Here is a 19,102-nt window from a genome sequence, read left to right on the forward strand (position 1 = left end):
CAAATTTGCGTCAATTACAGCGCCAAATATTGGCATCAGGTATATAAAGGTATCACTGTACTGGGTGGGGCTTTATGTCTGTTGGTTGCCTTCAGGCTGCCTTAGCCTGCCTTGCTAAGCGGCTGGATTCGGTGCACTGTTATTGGAAATAATGCATATTGCCGTTAAGCAGCATGTTAAGGTAAATTCCTGGCCGCATAGGGGGATTCATGCTATATGCGTGCACAGTGTTCATTTAAACATATAGGTGATTTATGCAAACACTTGGCTGGCGGGAGTGGGCGGCATTGCCCGACCTGGGTATCGAAAACATAAAAATGAAAGTCGATACAGGCGCAAAAACCTCCTGTTTGCATGCGTTCAAGCTGGAGCCTTTTGAAAAGGCCGGGCAACAATGGGTGCGTATTCATTTACATCCGCATCAGAATGACAATCAGACAGAGCTGGTCTGCGAGGCGCCGGTATTGGAACAGCGTACTGTGCGTGACTCCGGAGGGCATGAGGAACTCCGGTATGTGATCGAAACTACGCTGGATATTGCAGGAAAGCAGTTTACGGGCGAGTTGACACTGACAAACCGTGACTCTATGCGCTTTCGCATGCTTCTTGGGCGTCAGGCCATGGAGGGGCGTTTCATCGTCGATCCCCAAAAATCCTATCTTTCCAAGAGGTTTGATTAATCTCTGACAGGCTGCCAAACTGCTTTTTCGTCGCTGTATCACGATCAATGCTGGCAAATCCATTTTCCTTATTAAGGCTTAGTAATCATGAGAATCGCTGTCTTGTCCCGTAATCCCAACCTTTATTCTACCCGCAGGTTGAAAGAGGAGGGGGAGTCCCACGGGCATGAAATGCATATTATCGACCCACTGAAATGCTACATGAACATCAATATGAAGAGTTCATCGGTGCATATAAAGGGTAAAGAGTTACCGGAATTTGACGCTATTATTCCGCGCATCGGCGCCTCGGTGACCTTTTACGGTACCGCCGTTTTGCGTCAGTTTGAGATGATGGGGGTTTACCCGATCAATGAATCGGTGGCCATTAGCCGCAGTCGCGACAAATTGCGCTCGCTACAGCTGTTGTCACGCAAAGGCATAGGCCTGCCCGTAACCGGTTTTGCCAATCAGGCCAGTAATATTCCGGATTTGATCGACATGGTGGGGGGCGCGCCGCTGGTGATTAAACTACTGGAAGGGACTCAGGGCATTGGTGTGGTGCTGGCAGAAACCCGTCAGGCTGCCGAGAGTGTGATTGAAGCCTTTATGGGTATGAAAGCCGACATCATGGTGCAGGAATACATCAGAGAAGCGGGTGGTGCGGATATTCGTTGTCTGATCATCGGTGACAAGGTGATTGCCTCCATGAAACGCCAGGCCAAAGCGGGGGAGTTTCGCTCCAACCTGCACCGTGGTGGCAGTGCCTCTTTGGTGCGTCTCACGCCCGAGGAGCGCAGCACGGCAGTGCGCGCCGCCCGAACCATGGGACTGAATGTGGCCGGGGTGGATATTCTGCGTTCTAATCACGGACCCGTGGTAATGGAAGTGAATTCTTCACCGGGTCTGGAGGGTATTGAGGCAGCGACCAGTAAGAATGTGGCCGGACGGATCATCGAATTTATCGAGAAAAATGCCAAGGCCCATAAAACACGGACGCGAGGTAAAGGCTGATGCCAAGACGCCCGGCATTTGAGATTGCCGATCAGAAAGTGACAGCGGGCACACAGGTGTCGATCAAACTGCCCGCGACCCGACTGTACACCGACACGCCTATGGATTTGCATGTTGAGGTCTTTCACGGTTTGCGCGACGGCCCGGTATTGCTGGTGTGTGCCGCGATTCATGGCGATGAACTGAACGGCATTGAGATCTGTCGCCGCTTAATCAAAAGGCTGAATCCGAAACGCCTCAACGGGACGGTGCTGGTGGTACCCATTGTGAATGTGTTCGGCTTTATTCAGCAAACCCGCTATTTGCCGGACCGACGGGATCTTAACCGCTGCTTCCCCGGCTCTCAGCGCGGGGCGCTGGGTAGCAGGCTGGCACATCTGTTTTACGATCAGTTGCTTAGCCGGGCCACTCATCTAATCGATTTGCATACCGGGGCTATCCATCGAAGTAATTTGCCGCAAATTCGTACGGATCTCAAAGACCCCGAAGCCAAGGCGATGGCAGAAGAATTTCTGACCCCGGTGATCCTGCATGCCAAGGAACGGGACGGTTCATTGCGCTCGTCGGCCACAGAGCGCGGCGTCCATTGCCTGCTCTACGAAGCGGGCGAAGCCCTGCGCTTTGATGAAGCGTCAATCCGCACGGGCCTCAACGGTATTCTCAATGTGATGAAATATCTGGGCATGGGGAAACGCCGAGGCAGCCGTCGTAAATTTGAACCGATGGTGGCCAACAGCAGTCAATGGGTGCGTAACGAGGTGGACGGTCTGATTGTCAGTCGCGTGCGACTCGGTGAAATGGTGAGTAAGAACCAGATCCTGGCTTATTCCGCCAGTCCCCATGGTGACATGGAAGAGGCCATTCGCTCACCCATCGATGGTGTCGTAATTGGGATGTCGAATATCCCGATCGCCAATGAAGGAGAAGCGCTCTTTCACATTGCTAAGTTTACTGCGGACCTGATTGACCAGGCCGGTGAAATCTTCGATGCCTTTACCGAAGATTTTGAGCCCAGGGTACTCTGATCAGGCTGGTGTCAGCGCTTCCAGCCGCCGTTGTAACGGGGCCGGAAAATCTACTTGTTGCCAAAGCTGTCGGCACAGGCCGGCCGTGTCCTGCCACTGCCCGGCGATCAGCCAGTCGATCAGAATCTGCGGGTCGCTGGGAAAGCCAATGGGCTCTGCCGGCGCCATTTCCAGAAAATTTTCCACCGCTTCAGTATCCAGCGTCGTCATACTCTGACACAAGCCCAACTGCTCCAGCGTCAGCACATTGGACAGTTGCTCAAATTGCCCGTGCAGGGGTTTGAGCAGTAATTTCTTGCCCAGTTTGAGACATTCGCTGGACAGTTCGAAGCCGCCGTTGGCAATCACCCCGGCGGCACATTTCAGTTGTTCATGAAAGCCGTCTTTACAGGGACGCTGCCAGCGGATATGGCCTTGTTGATAAGCCGAGTCCACATCGGGATGAAAGCAGACGAAATTGACCTCACTGATGGGGTCCAGCAGGGTGGCAATATCACCGACGGCTTCAAAGGGCAGGTACACCAGTATGTCTTTGCCGCTATCGCCTTTTTCATATTCATCCTCAACGAAGGGCGGCATGATGGCATGACCGAAATGATACCAGTGCACACCAAGATAAATGTCGGCCGGCGCGAAGTACTTCATCAGTAAACGGTCCGCGAGGTTGTCGCCCTGCCGCGGCACATTATGAGTGAAGGAGGCCTGGTGACTGATGGAAATACAGGGCCGCTGCTGCCGTCTGGCGGCCCAGGCACTGATGGGTTCAAAGTCATTTAGCACCAGGTCATAGGGACTCAGATCGAGCGCCCTAATGTCTTTGAGCAGTTGCACAGGCCTGACACTGCGCAGGGTTTGCCAGCGATCAATGGTGCCCTGGCGATGTACAAAGGTCAGGCCCCGGCGATTCTGATAGTCAGCAAAGACCTGCATGTCGAAGTATTTGTCAGCATCCCTGCCGGAGAACAGGTAGTCCACCTCCACATCGTTGCGCTGTGCAAACGCGCGGGCCATGACTCTGGCCCGTGTGGTGTGCCCATTTCCTGTTCCCTGAACGCCATAGAGAATTTTCATGCCTTTCCTTTGTTAACTCATCAGCGTCAGACTGAACACCGAGATGCTGAGTCCAAGACAGGCACCGGCCACAATGTCGCTGGGATAATGCACACCCAGCAGCACTCTGGACACCCCAATCATGGCGGCCCAGGCATAGACGAGCAGGGCGAAAGAAGGATAAAAATGCGCGATCAGTGCCGCCATAAGAAACGCCGCCGCGGTGTGTCCGGAAGGCAGGCTGAATTTGTCTGACGGCGATATGTGGGCGCGCAGATTACGCAGAAGATCACAGGGACGCTGGCGGCGAAAACATTTTTTCAGCAACAGATAAAGGGGCAATTCCAGCGCATAAGCCGTGAGGGCGCTATACATAAACAGGTCACCATGGGAGGGCTCAAAACACCACAGGATAAGACCGGCAACGAGATACAGAGGGCCATCGCCACTGTGGGAAATCCAGCGCACCGGTGCACAATTGCGACCGTGTGTCTTATTGAACAGCCAGTAAAATAATTGTGTATCTGCTCTGGCAAACAAATTCATTACCTGTTTCTCGACCTGAACATCGATAGGGTGCAGGTTATGGAACTCCTATGAACCTGAGGTGACAGAAAAAAGAAGACTTTGTGACAGTAGTCTAAGCCGTCATGGACACAGACAAATCTCAAAGTATACTGAGGGGTAATCACCCACATGTGCCGGATAACCTCATGGATTACAACACTTCAGAACTGTGTGACTTGTTTGCCGATAATGTCGACGTGGTGGAGCCCATGTTTGTCAGCTATGGGGGGCGACGTTCCTATGGCGGAGAAATAACCACCGTAAAATGTTTCGAGGACAAGGGACTGCTGGAAAAGATTCTGGCTCAGCCGGGTAAGGGTAAAATTCTGTTAGTGGATGGCGGCGGCTCTTTGCGCCGGGCACTGATCGATGCCAACACCGCGCAACTGGCGGTAGATAACGACTGGGAAGGCATCGTCTGTTATGGCAGTGTGCGCGACCTGGACACCCTCGAAGATATGGATATTGGCATCCATGCACTGGCGTCTATTCCCGTCTCCGCCGACTATGAGCAAACCGGTGATGCGGATATTGCGGTGAACTTTGGCGGAGTAACGTTTTTGCCGGAAGATCATCTGTATGCAGACAGCACCGGTATTATTCTCTCCCCTGAGCCGCTGGATATTGAATGAATCCGGCGCACGTCCGCACGCTGGATAAAGCACGTGTTCTTGATCATGTGCATGCCCGCCCCGGTGAGACGAAGTTAGGGCAGCGTATTCACCTGGCCTCTGATTATGCTGACTGGCATGCTGTCAAGGCTGCCGGTGGGTCCGTGGTGCTGCTTGGTATGCCAGAGCAGAGCGGACCGAGGGCCAATTGTGGTAAAGGCGGCGCCCATCTGGGCTGGCAGGCTTTTCTGTCGGCCTTTCTGAATTTACAGGAAAACGCGCTGTTGAGCGCTCAGTCGCTGGTGTTACTGGGTGAAGTCATCTGTGATGATCTGCCTTACAGTGATGATCTCGGCCAGTTGCGCGAGCAGGTTGATGAGCTTGATCGTCGTTTGCTGCAGGTGCTGGCTCCGATTTTTGCCGCAGGCCTTATTCCTGTGGTGATTGGCGGGGGGCACAATAACGCCTACGGGTTAATTCGCGCCTGTAGTGAACACCTTGCCGAGCCCATGGCGGTGTGCAACCTTGATCCTCATGCCGATTTCAGACAACCGGAAGGCCGGCACAGTGGTAATGCATTTCGTTATGCCTATGAACAAGGCTATCTCTCCCACTACACCGTGGTTGGACTGCACGAACAAAAGAACTCGGCAGAAGCACTACAGGCCTTACAGTATGCTGGCTTTCCCTGGTTCAGCATTCAACAGATTCAGTGGCGGCGTGAGCTGACCTTCTCCGAGGCGCTTGAGCAGGCGCAGCAGTATTTAAAGGGGGCCGCCCGACCTGTGGGCCTGGAACTGGATATGGATGCCATCAGCGACATGCCCACCAGTGCGATTACCAGCGCGGGTGTGCAACTGGACGATGCCATTTATTATGTCCATCGACTGAGCCAGGCGAATAGCGTGCAGTATCTGCACCTGGCCGAGGCGGCACCTGAACGTCACCCTGCCGGTGAGGCAGCGGGGCTGCGGGTCACCGGACAGGCCCTGGCAGAGCTGGTAAGCGCGTTTATTAAGGCCCGCGCCTGATGCAGACTATCGGGTTGCTTGGCGGTATGAGTTGGGAATCTACGCTCAGTTACTATCAGCACATTAACCAGGCGGTCAGGCAGCAGCGCGGTGGACTGCACTCTGCACAGGTGGTGCTGTACAGCCTGGACTTTGCCCCCATAGCCCGTTGCCAGCATGAAGGAAACTGGCAGCAGGCCGCAGAGCTCCTGATCCAGGGGGCTCGTGCCGTTGAGGCTGGCGGTGCGGATTTTCTGCTGATTTGTACTAACACCATGCATAAAGTGGCGGACCAGATTCAGGCGGGGTTGTCTATTCCGCTACTGCATATTGTGGATGTACTGGCCGCTCACCTTAAGACCCGCAATATCACTAAGGTAGGGTTGCTGGGCACACGCTTTACCATGGAGCAGGCGTTTTTTTCACAGCGCCTGTTTGATTCCTTTGCGATTGAGGTTGTCCTGCCCACACCAGCGCAGCGGGCCGTGGTTGACCAGGTGATCTACAGTGAATTGTGCCAGGGGATAATTGACGAGCAATCAAGACAGGAATACCTTAATATTATCAATCAGTTGTCGGCCAATGGTGCACAGGGTATTGTGTTAGGCTGTACAGAGATTGGTCTGTTGGTGCAGCAGCATCATACAAATGTGCCGTTGTTTGACACGCTGCGTATTCATGCTGATGCCGCGGTGCAACGGGCCCTTCATCATGAGCATTGAAAACCGTGGAGAGTCCATTATGGGTTTGCAAGCCGCCCCGTCCCGTTCACCTCTGACTGCGGCGACATTCTGCCAGGGTATGGCCAGCCATCACGTATGTCACCGATGGCTGCGCTGGATTATTGCGCCCCTGTTCATCCTTACCCTGAGCGGCTGTGAGTTGTTGCAGGTATTTCAGGTGCCTGAATCCGCTCCCCAGGAGTTTGAACGCCAGCAGCATTACCGCTGCCAGTCTGGTGAGAGCGTGATGGTGTCGTACAGCGCCACCGGTGATTCTGCCATGTTGCTCTACAAAACGCAGACACATGTGCTGCCCAAAGTTGCTTCGCACGAAGGAATGCATTTTCAGGGGGGGCAATGGGGCTGGCAGGTGAATGGCGAGCGCGCCACACTGTTCCATGATCATCAGCGCCAGGCGAAAGAGCAATGCAGCCGTCTGAATGAAGAAAGTCGCCATGCACACTCGCTGGTAAGCGGCCAGATGATTATCCCCGCAGATTTACCCTCCATCGATCGTGCGGTGTTGGATTTGCGGCTCTACAAATACCATCCCTTTATGGCCGATCAACGCGCCGAGCTGGTGGACTGGGTTCAGAGCCCGGCTTTTGTACACCAACAGGGAGAGCGCACGGAGCGTCCCTTCCAGATTGGCACGCAGGAGCCCAGAGATACGGATATGCAGTACTACCTGACCTTGTATATTCTGGAGGAAGGACACCGCACCTACATCGGGGAATGCCAGCATGTTAAACAGGGCCTGTGTAAGGTGCTGACCAAAGAGCAGCCCGCTGAAGTAGACGCCATAGCGAAAAAACTCGGACTCTAGTGCGGCTTTGCTCGAATAACATGGAGCCGCCCCCCCCTGTGCGGACAGGTTAAGCGGTGTTTTGTCACTGATGAAGAGGGCCGTTTATGTCTGAAGATGCATTCCCGACTTTGGTTAGCCCGGCCTGGCTGGCCCGTCATCTGCACGACAGCGATCTGTGTATTCTGGATGCCAGCATGGCACCTGCGGGTCAGAAGACCCGCGTTACATCCCCCCTGATAAAAGGCGCCATGACATTTGATATGGACACGGTGGTCTGCGATCCCAGTGCGACACTGCCCCATATGTTGCCGGATGCGGCGCGCTTTACGGCACTGGTGCAGCAACTGGGTATCGATGCGGATACTAACGTGGTGGTCTATGATGCGCAGGGTATGTTTTCTGCCCCCAGGGCGTGGTGGATGTTTCGTCTTATGGGTCATACCAGGGTCGCTGTCCTCAACGGCGGTTTACCTGCCTGGCAGGCTATTTCAGGCGACACCTGCCCCGAGTCAGCCAGCCCCGCACGACGAGGTTCATTCGAGGCGAAACTGAAACACGACGGGGTGGTCAATGCGCAAGAGGTGTTAGCGGCCATTGAGGATCCCAAAAGCCTGATTATCGATGCACGCGCTGCGGGGCGCTTTGCCGGCAGTGAACCAGAGCCCAGAGCCGGACTCCGGCAGGGGCATATTCCCGCCGCTCAGAATCTGCCCTTTTCAGCGCTGTTACACCAGGGGCAGTTGCCCGCTAAAGAACTGTTGCAGGCACACTTCAACAGGCTGGGAGTGACAGAGCATCATCGCCTGATTTTCAGCTGTGGTTCCGGTGTCAGGGCCTGTGTCCCGTTGTTGGCAGCCTGGCTATGCGGATACCGTAATCTGGCCCTTTATGATGGTTCCTGGAGTGAGTGGGGCGCGCGCAATGATTTGCCCGTAGCACAGGGGCCGGCATGAAAACCAGGCCGGTCATGGGGCCTGGTTTGTTCGGTCATGAATTGAAGTAATTTCGGGTACCGTGCGCCTCTACCGCTTCACCCAGACGTTTTAAGGCCAGGATGTAGGCCGCCGCACGCAATCCTGTGTTATGTTGCCGGGATTGCTCCCAGATGTCCTCAAAGGCCCGCTCCATCCGTTCAGAAAGACGTTCCTGCACCGTTTCGGCGTCCCAGCTGTAGCCCTGGCGATTCTGCACCCATTCAAAATAGCTGACGGTCACACCGCCAGCATTGGCAAGCACATCCGGCACCACGATGCAGCCCTTCTCTTCGAGGATCTCATCGGCATCTGCCTCAACCGGACCATTGGCGATTTCAACCAGGTGGCGGGCACGGATCTTTGTGGCATTACCCCTATGAATGACACCTTCCAGCGCCGCCGGAATCAGAATATCCACATCCAGTTCCAGCAATTCTTCATTGCTGATGGCGTCGTGATCAACCTGCTCACACACTGAGGCGTTGCAGTACACGGCCTTCACCTGTTTGCTACGTTGCTTTTCCTGATAGACACTTTCTACATCAAAGCCTTCGCTGGAGTAGATACCGCCCCGGGAGTCGCTGATGGCAACAATCTTAAAGCCGGCCTTTTGCAACAGGCGTGCGGCATGATAACCACCATTGCCGAATCCCTGAATCGCCACCGAGGTGTCCTGAGGGGTGAGATCCTGTTTGCGTGCCAGTGCCAGGGTACACAGATAGGCTCCTCGACCGGTGGCATCGTCACGACCGAGACTGCCGCCCAGTCGCACCGGTTTGCCAGTGATAACACCGGGCGCTTTGACCCGATGAATGGCTTCGTATTCGTCCATCATCCAGCCCATAATGCGGGCGTTGGTGTACACATCCGGTGCCGGAATATCGGTCTGAGGACCAATAAAATCCGCCATCGCACGAACATAGGCTCGCGATAAACGTTCCAGCTCCATGGGGGACAATTTCTTGGGGTCGACGATGATGCCACCTTTGCCACCGCCGTAGGGAAGATCCATGACGGCGCATTTGATGGTCATCCATAGTGCCAGTGCCTGCACCTCTTCGAGGGTGACGTTAGGGTGGAAGCGAATGCCTCCCTTGGTTGGCCCCAGTTGATTGTTGTAATGACAACGAAATCCGGTGAAGTATTCTGTGGCACCGCTATCCATACGAACAGGTAAACTGGCGGTTTTGGTGGCCCTGGGTTGCATCAGGCTGTCGATGACTTCCTGAGCCACGTCTGCCTGCTCGGCAAAACGGCTAATCCGGCTCAGAGCATCGTCGAGTAGATTCTCAGACATGCTTCTCCCTTATTTTTGTGAGTGTTATACCAATCCACCCGCGGCGATTGGTAAAACACCACTATCCATTAGCTGACAAAAGGGATCAACTCTAATCCAGATTCCAGTTCCAGATCTGGCAAGTGGTAATGCCGGTTTTCTGAATGGCATGACGATCGCGTTCCGCCGCCCGCTTTCTGTCGTAAGGGCCCAGTATTACCCGGTACCAGCGACCATTTGCGCCTTCACTGGGACGAATTTGTGATTCCAGCCCCTGAAAGGCAATCTTGGCGCGCATCTGCTCGGCCTGGTCGTCGCTTCTGAACGAGCCGCATTGCATCAGCCAACGTACATCGGATTCCACCTCATCGGGCAGCTCCACCTCAACGGTTTGCTGGGGCAGGGTCTCAACAAACTCCCACTCTTCCTGAGGAGGCTCAGGCAAGGCTTCCTGAGGCTCAGACTGCACTGATGTCGGTGCTTGCGGCTGCTCCTGTGCACTGTTTCTGATACTCCACAGAAAATACGCGAAAGCCAGAATCAGCGCCAGCGTAACAATAATACGCAGCCAGGGTACCGGCGCCTTGGGAGGGGGCGTTTTTGGAGAACGGCCGCGGGAAACGTAATCTTTGTGTGCCATAGTGTTATGGATACCTTATCTCTGTCTGAGAACTGCCGGGAGTCGTGTTTTGTGTTGGCAGCCTGATTCTACTTCAGATGAGGGCATAATTCAGGTGAAATCCATCGGATCCATGTCCAGTGACCACCTCACCTTATTTGCCAGCGGCAACTTCTCGATGCGGCTCATCATATTGCTGAGCCATTTCTGAATACCGGTGCGCTGCTCAGATTGCAACAGCAACTGCATTCTGTAGCGACCCTGGCGTTTTTCCATCAAGGCCGGTAAGGGTCCGATGAGACTGATGTCAGTGGGGCGAAGACAGTCTTTGACCTGTTCCAGAAAGCCATAGGCCAGCCCTGAGTCGACTGCCTCAGCGCGAAATAGCGCCTGCGAGCTGTAGGGGGGTAACGACGCAAACTGACGTTCTTTGAGTGCCAGGCGGGCAAAGTGCTGATAACCGTTGTTCAGTAAATCCTGTAACAAGGGATGGCCCGGATTGTGAGTCTGCAACCATAGTTCGCCCTGTACCTGAGCGCGACCGGCGCGCCCGGCGACCTGGGTAATCAATTGTGCCAGGTGTTCTGCGGCCCGGTAGTCGGCACTGAACAGGGCACTGTCCACATCCAGAATCACCACCATGGAAACATTGGGGAAATGATGGCCTTTGGCCAGAATTTGTGTGCCGATGAGAATCTGACGGTTTCCCTGATTGATTTCATCCAGCATGTCGTGGAGCTTTTGCTTACCCCGCGCCGAATCACTGTCGATGCGCATGGCATCGTATTCAGGAAACAGCCCCTGAATTCCTTGTTCCAGCTGTTCAGTCCCTACCCCTACAGGCTGCAACTGATGGTGACCGCATGCTGCACAGCGCACCGGCACCTTTTTCGCGTCACCACAATGGTGACACTGCAGTTTATTCAGCTGGCGGTGCAGGGTGTAACTGCGCTCACAACGATGGCACTCCTCAACATGGCCACACTGGTGACAGATTAATGCCGGTGCGAAACCACGACGGTTAATAAACAGCATGACCTGATGGCCCAGCTGCAAATGCAGACGGATTCGCTGTTGCAGGCCTTTGGCAAGACCGTAATCCAATGTCTGACCCTTGATATCCAGCACCTGATGTTGCACCGCTTTGGCGCCACCAGCCCGCTGTCGCAGGGATAAATGCTGATACTTTCCACTGAGGGCGTTATTCAGGGTCTCCAATGACGGCGTGGCACTGCCCAGTATCAATGGTACATTTTCCAGGCGGGCGCGCACCACAGCCAGATCCCGGGCATGGTAGCGCCAGCCATCCTGCTGCTTATAGGAGCCATCATGTTCTTCATCGACAATGATCATGCCGGGGGACGCCAGCGGCGTAAAAATGGCTGAGCGGGTACCGATGACAATCCCCACTTCCCCCTGTCGCGCCTGCTGCCAGACGTCCAGGCGTTCCTTATCGGTGAGGCCTGAGTGCAGCACCGCCACCGGCGCGGCAAAGCGCTGTTCAAAACGGGCTACGGTTTGTGGCGTCAGGCCAATTTCCGGCACCAGAATCAGGACTTGTTTACCCTGTTGCAGCAACGGCAAAATGGCCTGCAGGTAAACCTCGGTTTTGCCTGAGCCGGTCACCCCTTCCAGCAAAAAACAGGCAAAACGGTCAAGCTGATTGTGCACCGCCGTAATGGCCAGTGACTGCTCCAGATTCGGGGGCAGTTCGCCCTTGAGTTGCAGATGTTCGGGCCAGCTGGTGTCAGCCTGATAGGGTGCAGGTGTGGCATCAATCCAGTTTTTCTCCCGCGCCGCCTTAATCACCGCAGCGGAAAAATCCTGTTTTAGCGCTTTGTCACGACAACGGGCTGAGCGCAATCGGGTGATCAGGGCATGTTGTTTGGGTGCCCGTTTCAGCGCATCGTCTTCAAGGTCCCGGCCTATGCTGGTTAATTCGTAGTATAACTCGGTGGTGATGGCGGACTCGCCTTTACGCAAACGCGCCGGCAGTGCGGTGCTCATCACCTCGCCAAGTGGATGCTGATAGTAGCGGCTGGCCCATTGCAGCCACGTCTGCATCGTGTCACCGATAACCGGTTGCTGATCCAGCACCTCCTGCACCGGACGCAGCTTATCTTCAGGCTGTGCAGACGTGTCTTTGATGGCGACCACGACCCCCACTAAATGCCTGGTACCAAAGGGCACCCGTACCCGGCAACCCGGGGAGGGCTCAGTGCCGGCGGACAAATAATCAAACGCCCCGCGCATGGGCACTGGCAGGGCCACTTCTACTATCATGAATACTGCATTCCGTATAACTGGTGTGCGAGTTTGGTCACGCTGGTGATAATTTCAGCGATTTATTCTTGAACCGCTCATCAGGATACATTAATATGCGCGCCTCCCGGCGGCAAGCCGCCAGTTTTTTAATTTTTCGTATGGTGTTTGATCAAGCCAAAGAGTTTGGATCGAATAGCGGTACGGCCTGATGATGAGGTAACCCATGAAAGACGGTATCCACCCGGATTATCAAGAAATGACTGCAACCTGTTCTTGTGGCAACAAGATCCAGGTTCGTTCTACCCTGAAAAAAGATATCAACCTGGACGTATGTTCTGCCTGTCACCCTTTCTACACGGGTAAACAGCGTAACGTTGATACTGGCGGCCGTGTTGATCGCTTTAACAAGCGTTTCGGTGCCCTGGGTAAGAAATAAGACCCGGTTATTGAAGTTAAAAAAGCGCCTTAGGGCGCTTTTTTGCTATCTATACCCTGAAAAATAAATTCACTTAATTTTAATAACTATTCGCTATATTCAAACTGGTTTTTAAATAGACTAAATTGTGTGTCGCTATCTGGTGCGCTGATCTGATATGTTGATATCGGATTGAGTGATAGATTCGCCGATTAGCAAGAACAAAGCCCCGTTAAAGGGGATGCAAAACAATAATACTTCAGTACCCAACAATTCAGAGGCAAGCATGTCTGACTTTCGTCAAAAAGCCTTGGACTACCATTCCAAGCCCGTACCCGGAAAAATCAGTGTAGAACTGACTAAACCTGCTGAAAGTGTCGGTGATCTGGCCCTGGCATACAGCCCGGGTGTTGCAGAGCCGGTCAAAGAAATTGCAGCAAACCCAGACGCGGTCTATCAATACACCGCAAAGGGCAACATGGTGGCAGTGATTTCAAATGGCACCGCGATTCTGGGGCTGGGTAATCTCGGTCCTATGGCATCTAAGCCGGTGATGGAAGGTAAAGCCTTGTTGTTCAAACGTTTTGCCGGACTTGATGCGATTGATATTGAAGTTAAACATCGTACGACCGAAGATTTTATTACCACGGTAGCCAATATCGCGGACACCTTTGGCGGTATCAATTTAGAAGATATCAAGGCACCAGAGTGCTTTGAGATTGAACAGGAACTGATCAAGCGCTGCCGTATTCCGATTTTTCATGATGACCAGCACGGCACAGCCATTGTCACGGCAGCCGGTATGCTCAATGCACTGGAAATCCAGGGCAAGAATATTCATGACGTGACCATCGTCTGCATGGGAGCCGGCGCGGCAGCGGTGGCCTGTATGGAACTGCTGATCAAGTGTGGCGCTCAGCGTGAACGTATTTATATGCTCGACCGCAAAGGCGTCATCCATACCCGTCGCGACGATCTGACGCCGCATAAACAGTTTTTTGCCAACAATACCGACAAGCGCACCTTAGAAGATGTGATGGACGGTGCGGATGTCTTTGTGGGCGTCTCCGGCCCGGACGTATTGCCACCGGAGGCCCTCAAACTGATGGCGCCTAATCCGGTGGTGTTTGCCTGTTCTAACCCTGACCCGGAGATCAGACCCGATCTGGCCCATGCGGCGCGTGATGATCTGATCATGGCCACCGGGCGCTCGGATTACCCGAATCAGGTGAATAATGTGCTGTGCTTTCCGTTTATCTTCCGCGGGGCGCTGGATGTCAGAGCGTCCACCATTAACGATGAGATGAAAGTGGCGGCCGTTGAAGCCATCCGCAGTATTGCCAAAGAGCCCGTTTCAGAAGCAGTGCTGAAAGCGTCAGGGGTGAAGTCACTCACCTTTGGCCGCGAGTACATCATTCCCAAGCCGATGGATCCAAGACTCTGTCAGCGGGTCGCAAAAACCGTTGCCCAGGCTGCGATTGATACCGGCGTGGCGCGAATTGATACGTTGCCCAAAGGCTATATGGAATAAGTAGTGAGGAGGAAGGGGTGAGGCGTTTTTCCTCACTCCTCACTTTCTTACCCCTCACCTTACTCCGCGCGCATGTAATCGAGGGTCAGGTTGGTGAGTAGCTCTACTCCCAGTTTCATGCCCGACTCGTCAATCTTAAATTCCGGAGTGTGATGGGCAGGAGCCTCTTCTCTGGGCAACTGCAACGGTTTCCCTCCCACAAACAAATAGACGCCCGGCACTTCTTGCTGAAAGAAAGAAAAATCTTCCGCACCGGTCACTGCTTTGACTTCATGCACTTTACCTTCACCTGCCGTACGGTGCAGAGTTGGCAGCATCTTATCCATCAGTTGCGGATCGTTGTAGGTTACCGGATAGCTGTAATCCAAGGGTAGCGTCACTTCCACTTCGGCGCGCATGCTCTGGGCGATACTGTTGGCTTTGCGATGCACCGCCTGATGCAGTTGATCTCGCATGGACTGGTTGAGGGTGCGTATCGTTCCCACCAGTTCCACTTCATTGGGGATGATGTTTGAGCGATTACCGCCATGAATAGATCCCACAGTGACCACCGCCGCATCCTCGGTGAGGGGCAGCTCACGGCTGACAATAGTCTGTAATCCCATCACGATCTGTGCCGCCGTGGTGATCGGATCGACGCTCAGCCACGGATAGGCACCATGGGCTTGTTTGCCTTTGACCACAATCTTAAAGGGATCCACCGCAGCCATAATGCCACCATGGCGATACTCGACAACGCCCACATCGGTGTCAGAGCTGATATGCAGACCAAACACTACATCCACGTCTTTCATGACGCCTTCTTTAACCATTAACTCGGCACCACCTTCTTCACCGGCCGGGGCCCCCTCTTCCGCTGGCTGGAACACGAACTTCACTTTACCGGTAAGCTCCGACTTCATTTCCGTGAGGATTTTTGCGGCCCCCATGAGCATGGCCATATGCGTGTCATGACCGCAGGCGTGCATCACCGGAACCTCATTACCATTGTATTCTCCGATGGCGCGTGAGCGAAAAGGCAGATCGTTTTCTTCTGGCACCGGTAAACCGTCCATATCGGCGCGCAAAGCAATGGTTGGGCCCGGCTTTCCACTATCGAGCATGGCAACCACCCCGGTTTTTGCGACCCCGGTCTGCACCGGCAAACCAAGATCCCTCAAATAGGCTTCAATATATTTTGCCGTTTCGAATTCACGATTCGACAGTTCCGGATGCTGATGGAAATGTCGGCGCCATTCGATCACCTTGGGCTCGATTTCACTGGCCCTTTCACTGACACTGTCAGCCTGAGTAAGGGGAGCGGCACTGAGCATGGCGACAAAGAGGATACTGTGTTTCATGACGATTCTCCGCCAGGGGGTACCTGGGCAAGTAATGAACTGGAAAGCCAATGTAGGGTGTTTCATGCGCTGGCGTCAATGCTGTTGGTCGGTCTGTATCAGGATTTGCTCTTGATCATCGGTGTATTTGCCCTGACTATGAGAGACAGCACAGGGTGTTACAAACCCCCCTGGGCGTAAAACCCCTATTCTCGTTCATCGAATCTGCAGGACAGTATGAGCTACACAGAAAATCAACAGGTACCTTGCTTCGCCGTCGTCGCAGAAGGCGGAGGACAGAAAGGCATTTTTACTGCCGGTGTGCTGGACAGCTTTTTAGATCAGCAGTTCTGGCCCTTTCATCTGAAAGTAGGGGTATCTGCCGGGGCGCAGAATCTCACCGCTTACTGCGCCAGGGCCCGCCAGTATGCCAAAACCGCCATTCAGGAGCTGACCACTAATCAGTCCTTTTTTCGTCCTTCCCGTTTCTTCACCGGTGGCAATGTGATTGATCTGGACTGGTACTTCCAGCAGGTTGAGCCACAGGGACCCTTACGCTTTCCCACTGATCCCAATATGTTGGATCAGGCGTCAAATTTGTATGTGGTGGCGGCAGATGCCGATACACTGGAGCCGGTCTACCTGCATACCTGGCATGAGAATATGCACGAAAACCTCAAAGCTTCCAGCGCCATTCCCTTTTTGTACCGTCAGGGCGTGAAACTGGGCGGAAGAACGTTGATTGATGGGGGGGTTGCCGACCCTATTCCGGTGCGCTGGGCATACCAGCAGGGCGCCAGAAAGGTGTTGGTGATCCGCACTGTCAACGAAGATTATGATGGACAATCGCCGATGCTGGAACGACTGAGACCCATTCTAAGACGGGCCAAGCAATCTCCTCGTATGATGGAGATGTACGTGAATTATCAGCGTCATTACGCCGATGCCCTGCGTTTTATGCAGACACCGCCGAGGGATCTGGAGATCATCCAGATTGCCCCGCCCACTAACCTGCGCAGTATGGTGCTGGGGTCATCCAATGAGGTGTTGAAATATGACTATCTGGTGGGCAAGCGGGCCGGGCGCAATTTCTTGCGCCATTGGCTGAGACAGGAGCGCCAACAAGCCTGACCCGATTGTCTCTTAGTCCAGGCTGGTGGGGGTACTTAGACGTTGGATAACCAGATCCAATGCGCGCTGTTTATCCACCTTCAGACAGACCTGCTGATTAGGCTGATTTTCCCAGCCGGGATGCGGATAATGGCGTCCAGCGGTAGCAAAAATGGTCTGCCCCATTGCCAGTCCGTCATTGGCTACCCGGATAGGGCCAGACATCAGTTCAAACAGCGACGGATCGATGAGGTAAGCCAGAGTTAAGGGGTCGTGTACCATGCAACCCGGGATACCCAACTCATTACGGTAAAAGTCGATATAAAAATCACAGGCCTGATGCAATAGTTTACCCTGGTCAGGATTGGCCCTGGCAATGGCTGCCGTCTGCTCTTTGCTAAGCAGTACCTGACTGGTTACATCCAGCCCTACCATCACCAGAGGCCAGCGCGCGGTCATGACTTTGTCGGCAGCATCGGGGTCGCCGATAATATTGGCTTCGGCGACGGGGGATACGTTGCCCGGTGTATACACCGCGCCTCCCATGATCACGACCTCTTCAACCAGTTCGGCAATATCCGGTGCCTGCTCCAGTGCCCGGCCAAGGTTGGTCAGGGGCCCCAGTGCCACCAGCGTGATTTGACCGGGATTGGCGCGGATCTGTTCAATCATGAAGTCTACCGCATGTTGTGATTCGGCCTGCTTATCGGAGGCGGGCCAGTCTATGTTGCCGAACCCATCGGCACCATGCACAAAATCGGGGTAGTTTGGCGTGTTTCTCTGCATCGGTTGACCATGTCCCTGATAAACAGGAACCGGGTAGCTGGAAAATTGAGACAAGATCAGGGCATTTGCCGTTGAGCGCTCCACGGCCACATTGCCAAATACCGTGGTCAATCCGATCACGTCCAGTTCCGGAGAGTTAAATGCCAGAGTGATGGCGAGCGCGTCGTCTACACCCGGGTCGGTATCAATGATGATTTTCTTAGTCATAGTGTATGCTCTTCCATAAAAGTGTTTACCTGTGTGGCATCGGGTATGGATGCAATGGCGCCTGCCTGGGTGACACATAACGCAGCGGCGGCACTTGCCTGTTTCATCGCCTCATTAATATCGTCGCTGAGACAACGGGATGCCAGAAAATAGCCAATAAAGGTGTCGCCGGCGGCAGTGGTATCCACCGCGTCAACCGCATAGGCATTGACCTGCTGGCGGCCTTCGGCGTTCACATACAGGGCTCCCTGTTTGCCCAGTGTAATCAGCAAGGCGGTGTCGCACTGTTGCTGAATTTTGCGAATGGCCGCTTCAAGATCGGTTTCCTCGGTGAGATCCTGCAGTTCCACCTGATTCACGATGAGCAGGTCCAGCTCATTGAGCAGGCTCAGCGTAATCTGTTTGTCCATCGGCGCCGGATTAAAGGCAACCTGCATGCCTCTTTTACGGGCGTAGCTGGCACTTTGCTGTAACAGGTTTGTCTCGTTTTGCATCAGCAACCAGTCTCCCTGACCGCCGGTGGCCAGATGTTGCTCAACCCAGGGCCAGTTGAGGGCACGGTTCGCACCGGGGTGCAGCACAATGGCATTCTCGGCGTTCTGGTCTATCTGGATGATGGCGTGGCCGGTAACCTGCTCAGGCTGTTGCTCAATCCCAGCGGTCTCTACCCCCAGTTTATGCAATACGGACAGCGCCGCATCGCCTTCGGCGACGGCGCCGATATGGCGCACCCGGGCACCGGCGCGACTGGCCGCCACTGACTGATTGGCGCCTTTGCCGCCAAGATTAAGATGGTAGCCTTGTGCGCTCAGGGTTTCGCCGGGGCGCACGAAATGCGAAACCTGATAACAATGGTCCCAGTTGATGGAACCGAGATTAAAAATGGTCATGGTGTATTGGTATTGTTGTAAAGGATGATGTAGCTCCACAAAGGATATATGAGCCCTGCAGCAAGTGCCACTGATTTACGGCGTCACGGCGCGATGCTTATTCATCCCGTTAATAGGGTTTAGGTAAGAGTCGATTAATCCAAAGGTTAAAGCTTTGCTATCTATAGTTGGGCAACTATGTTGTTCAATACATTAAAATTTTCACTCATATACGTTTGCATAAGTATTCAAAAAAGGAATCCCA

Annotated in this window: 19 protein-coding genes; 11 read left to right on the plus strand and 8 right to left on the minus strand. The window is 54.0% G+C overall.

The genetic code is table 11. From position 1 onward, the window contains the following. Positions 1–254: 254 nt before the first annotated feature. The 3 genes from CCY32_RS04730 (at position 255) to CCY32_RS04740 (ending at position 2,698) form a co-directional block, all read left to right on the plus strand. The gene (locus tag CCY32_RS04730; protein ID WP_088329442.1) at positions 255–680 is read left to right on the plus strand and encodes an ATP-dependent zinc protease; all 426 of its coding nucleotides are present in this window, start codon (positions 255–257) and stop codon (positions 678–680) included. An 87-nt stretch (positions 681–767) separates the two neighbouring features. Continuing rightward, the gene (rimK, locus tag CCY32_RS04735) at positions 768–1,673 is read left to right on the plus strand and encodes a 30S ribosomal protein S6--L-glutamate ligase (protein ID WP_088329443.1); all 906 of its coding nucleotides are present in this window, start codon (positions 768–770) and stop codon (positions 1,671–1,673) included. Beyond that, a complete protein-coding gene (locus CCY32_RS04740; RefSeq protein WP_168171439.1) occupies positions 1,670–2,698 on the plus strand; it encodes a succinylglutamate desuccinylase/aspartoacylase family protein in 1,029 nt (342 codons plus the stop codon). The genes rimK and CCY32_RS04740 overlap by 4 nt, the downstream gene beginning before the upstream one ends. Here CCY32_RS04740 and CCY32_RS04745 read toward each other — a convergent pair whose 3' ends face one another. Together CCY32_RS04745 and CCY32_RS04750 are read right to left on the minus strand one after the other, a co-directional pair. Then, positions 2,699–3,769, minus strand: coding sequence for an MJ1255/VC2487 family glycosyltransferase (locus tag CCY32_RS04745; protein WP_088329445.1), 1,071 nt, complete (start codon positions 3,767–3,769; stop codon positions 2,699–2,701). A gap of 12 nt (positions 3,770–3,781) precedes the next feature. Next, entirely contained in the window at positions 3,782–4,294 is a 513-nt protein-coding gene (locus tag CCY32_RS04750; RefSeq protein ID WP_088329446.1) for a phosphatase PAP2 family protein, read from the minus strand. A 167-nt stretch (positions 4,295–4,461) separates the two neighbouring features. Between CCY32_RS04750 and rraA the strand changes: the two genes are divergently transcribed. The 5 genes from rraA (at position 4,462) to sseA (ending at position 8,419) form a co-directional block, all read left to right on the plus strand. Continuing rightward, positions 4,462–4,947, plus strand: a complete 486-nt coding sequence (rraA, locus tag CCY32_RS04755) for a ribonuclease E activity regulator RraA (RefSeq protein WP_088329702.1) — start codon at positions 4,462–4,464, stop codon at positions 4,945–4,947. After that, positions 4,944–5,957 carry a formimidoylglutamase gene (locus tag CCY32_RS04760; RefSeq protein WP_088329447.1) on the plus strand — a complete coding sequence of 338 codons (1,014 nt, stop codon included), beginning with the start codon at positions 4,944–4,946 and terminating at the stop codon, positions 5,955–5,957. Before rraA ends, CCY32_RS04760 begins: the two co-directional genes overlap by 4 nt. Continuing rightward, positions 5,957–6,658 carry an aspartate/glutamate racemase family protein gene (locus CCY32_RS04765; protein WP_088329448.1) on the plus strand — a complete coding sequence of 234 codons (702 nt, stop codon included), beginning with the start codon at positions 5,957–5,959 and terminating at the stop codon, positions 6,656–6,658. The genes CCY32_RS04760 and CCY32_RS04765 overlap by 1 nt, the downstream gene beginning before the upstream one ends. After that, positions 6,648–7,484 (plus strand): MliC family protein, encoded by an 837-nt coding sequence (locus tag CCY32_RS04770; protein WP_168171422.1) that lies wholly within the window; start codon positions 6,648–6,650, stop codon positions 7,482–7,484. Before CCY32_RS04765 ends, CCY32_RS04770 begins: the two co-directional genes overlap by 11 nt. Positions 7,485–7,570: 86 nt before the next feature. Next, a complete protein-coding gene (gene sseA / locus CCY32_RS04775; protein WP_088329450.1) occupies positions 7,571–8,419 on the plus strand; it encodes a 3-mercaptopyruvate sulfurtransferase in 849 nt (282 codons plus the stop codon). Positions 8,420–8,453: 34 nt separating this feature from the next. On the opposite strand, the gene CCY32_RS04780 is transcribed toward sseA, so the two are convergent. The 3 genes from CCY32_RS04780 to priA all read right to left on the minus strand — a co-directional run bounded on the left by CCY32_RS04780 (position 8,454) and on the right by priA (position 12,618). After that, positions 8,454–9,737, minus strand: a complete 1,284-nt coding sequence (locus tag CCY32_RS04780; protein WP_088329451.1) for a Glu/Leu/Phe/Val dehydrogenase — start codon at positions 9,735–9,737, stop codon at positions 8,454–8,456. A gap of 91 nt (positions 9,738–9,828) precedes the next feature. Continuing rightward, the gene (locus CCY32_RS04785) at positions 9,829–10,356 is read right to left on the minus strand and encodes an SPOR domain-containing protein (protein ID WP_088329452.1); all 528 of its coding nucleotides are present in this window, start codon (positions 10,354–10,356) and stop codon (positions 9,829–9,831) included. Positions 10,357–10,446: 90 nt separating this feature from the next. Continuing rightward, positions 10,447–12,618 (minus strand): primosomal protein N', encoded by a 2,172-nt coding sequence (gene priA / locus CCY32_RS04790; protein WP_088329453.1) that lies wholly within the window; start codon positions 12,616–12,618, stop codon positions 10,447–10,449. A gap of 205 nt (positions 12,619–12,823) precedes the next feature. Between priA and rpmE the strand changes: the two genes are divergently transcribed. Then, positions 12,824–13,036, plus strand: coding sequence for a 50S ribosomal protein L31 (gene rpmE / locus CCY32_RS04795; protein ID WP_088329454.1), 213 nt, complete (start codon positions 12,824–12,826; stop codon positions 13,034–13,036). Between the two features lie 265 nt (positions 13,037–13,301). After that, the gene (locus CCY32_RS04800) at positions 13,302–14,546 is read left to right on the plus strand and encodes a malic enzyme-like NAD(P)-binding protein (RefSeq protein ID WP_088329703.1); all 1,245 of its coding nucleotides are present in this window, start codon (positions 13,302–13,304) and stop codon (positions 14,544–14,546) included. 59 nt (positions 14,547–14,605) lie between these two features. On the opposite strand, the gene CCY32_RS04805 is transcribed toward CCY32_RS04800, so the two are convergent. After that, complete coding sequence (locus CCY32_RS04805; protein WP_088329455.1) at positions 14,606–15,886, minus strand: amidohydrolase; 1,281 nt, start codon at positions 15,884–15,886, stop codon at positions 14,606–14,608. A gap of 216 nt (positions 15,887–16,102) precedes the next feature. Here CCY32_RS04805 and CCY32_RS04815 point away from each other — a divergent pair, with 216 nt between their 5' ends. After that, positions 16,103–16,996: a patatin family protein gene (locus CCY32_RS04815; protein ID WP_088329457.1), complete on the plus strand. Its 894-nt coding sequence runs from the start codon at positions 16,103–16,105 to the stop codon at positions 16,994–16,996. A gap of 12 nt (positions 16,997–17,008) precedes the next feature. Here CCY32_RS04815 and CCY32_RS04820 read toward each other — a convergent pair whose 3' ends face one another. Both CCY32_RS04820 and CCY32_RS04825 read right to left on the minus strand, forming a co-directional pair. Then, entirely contained in the window at positions 17,009–17,968 is a 960-nt protein-coding gene (locus CCY32_RS04820; RefSeq protein ID WP_088329458.1) for a nucleoside hydrolase, read from the minus strand. Next, a complete protein-coding gene (locus tag CCY32_RS04825) occupies positions 17,965–18,858 on the minus strand; it encodes a ribokinase (RefSeq protein ID WP_088329459.1) in 894 nt (297 codons plus the stop codon). The genes CCY32_RS04820 and CCY32_RS04825 overlap by 4 nt, the downstream gene beginning before the upstream one ends. Positions 18,859–19,102 lie beyond the last annotated feature (244 nt).

The sequence above is a fragment of the Lacimicrobium sp. SS2-24 genome, assembly GCF_002201535.1.
GTDB lineage: Bacteria > Pseudomonadota > Gammaproteobacteria > Enterobacterales > Alteromonadaceae > Lacimicrobium.

Coding starts and splice junctions, on each gene's coding strand:
- CCY32_RS04750 (WP_088329446.1), bottom strand. CDS start 4,294: ATGAATTTGTTTGCCAGAGCAGATACACAATTATTTTACTGGCTGTTC.
- CCY32_RS04820 (WP_088329458.1), bottom strand. CDS start 17,968: ATGACTAAGAAAATCATCATTGATACCGACCCGGGTGTAGACGACGCG.
- rraA (WP_088329702.1), top strand. CDS start 4,462: ATGGATTACAACACTTCAGAACTGTGTGACTTGTTTGCCGATAATGTC.
- rimK (WP_088329443.1), top strand. CDS start 768: ATGAGAATCGCTGTCTTGTCCCGTAATCCCAACCTTTATTCTACCCGC.
- CCY32_RS04730 (WP_088329442.1), top strand. CDS start 255: ATGCAAACACTTGGCTGGCGGGAGTGGGCGGCATTGCCCGACCTGGGT.
- CCY32_RS04780 (WP_088329451.1), bottom strand. CDS start 9,737: ATGTCTGAGAATCTACTCGACGATGCTCTGAGCCGGATTAGCCGTTTT.
- CCY32_RS04765 (WP_088329448.1), top strand. CDS start 5,957: ATGCAGACTATCGGGTTGCTTGGCGGTATGAGTTGGGAATCTACGCTC.
- CCY32_RS04785 (WP_088329452.1), bottom strand. CDS start 10,356: ATGGCACACAAAGATTACGTTTCCCGCGGCCGTTCTCCAAAAACGCCC.
- rpmE (WP_088329454.1), top strand. CDS start 12,824: ATGAAAGACGGTATCCACCCGGATTATCAAGAAATGACTGCAACCTGT.
- sseA (WP_088329450.1), top strand. CDS start 7,571: ATGTCTGAAGATGCATTCCCGACTTTGGTTAGCCCGGCCTGGCTGGCC.
- priA (WP_088329453.1), bottom strand. CDS start 12,618: ATGATAGTAGAAGTGGCCCTGCCAGTGCCCATGCGCGGGGCGTTTGAT.
- CCY32_RS04800 (WP_088329703.1), top strand. CDS start 13,302: ATGTCTGACTTTCGTCAAAAAGCCTTGGACTACCATTCCAAGCCCGTA.
- CCY32_RS04745 (WP_088329445.1), bottom strand. CDS start 3,769: ATGAAAATTCTCTATGGCGTTCAGGGAACAGGAAATGGGCACACCACA.
- CCY32_RS04805 (WP_088329455.1), bottom strand. CDS start 15,886: ATGAAACACAGTATCCTCTTTGTCGCCATGCTCAGTGCCGCTCCCCTT.
- CCY32_RS04770 (WP_168171422.1), top strand. CDS start 6,648: ATGAGCATTGAAAACCGTGGAGAGTCCATTATGGGTTTGCAAGCCGCC.
- CCY32_RS04760 (WP_088329447.1), top strand. CDS start 4,944: ATGAATCCGGCGCACGTCCGCACGCTGGATAAAGCACGTGTTCTTGAT.
- CCY32_RS04815 (WP_088329457.1), top strand. CDS start 16,103: ATGAGCTACACAGAAAATCAACAGGTACCTTGCTTCGCCGTCGTCGCA.
- CCY32_RS04825 (WP_088329459.1), bottom strand. CDS start 18,858: ATGACCATTTTTAATCTCGGTTCCATCAACTGGGACCATTGTTATCAG.